Here is a 650-nt window from a genome sequence, read left to right as displayed (position 1 = left end):
CCCTAAGCGTGTGCTAAGTGGGAAAGGATGTGGAGTTGCACAGACAACCAGGAGGTTGGCTTAGAAGCAGCCACCCTTGAAAGAGTGCGTAATAGCTCACTGGTCAAGTGATTCTGCGCCGACAATTTAGCGGGGCTCAAGCACACCGCCGAAGCCGTGGCATCAGCACATGTCCCCAGCATCCTCCCTCGTGGAGTGTGTTCAGGGGTGTTGATGGGTAGGGGAGCGTCGTGTGGGAGGTGAAGCTGCGGGGTGACCCAGTGGTGGATCCCACACGAGTGAGAATGCAGGCATGAGTAGCGAAAGACGGGTGAGAAACCCGTCCGCCGAATGACCAAGGGTTCCAGGGCCAGGTTAATCCGCCCTGGGTAAGTCGGGACCTAAGGCGAGGCCGACAGGCGTAGTCGATGGACAACGGGTTGATATTCCCGTACCGGCGAAACACCGCCCATACCGAGCCCGGTGATGCTAACCGCCCAACGCCCTCACGTCACCCTTCGGGGTGCGTGTGGGCCGCGCGCGGAACCCGAACCGGCATTAGGTAAGCGTATTAACAGGGGTGACGCAGACAGGTAGCCTCCGCGTGCTTAATGGCTATGCACGTCCAAGGGAGCAGGGCGAGGTCCAGGCAAATCCGGGCCTCACACAAG

At 60.0% G+C, this 650-nt stretch carries 1 rRNA gene; it reads left to right on the top strand.

What is annotated here, in order from left to right:
- Positions 1-650 (top strand): 23S ribosomal RNA (locus M3148_RS16930); the annotation flags it as partial.

Origin of the sequence: Georgenia satyanarayanai (assembly GCF_023715365.1) — a bacterium.
Lineage (GTDB): Bacteria > Actinomycetota > Actinomycetes > Actinomycetales > Actinomycetaceae > Oceanitalea > Oceanitalea satyanarayanai_B.
This window is presented reverse-complemented; position numbering and strand designations above follow the sequence as displayed.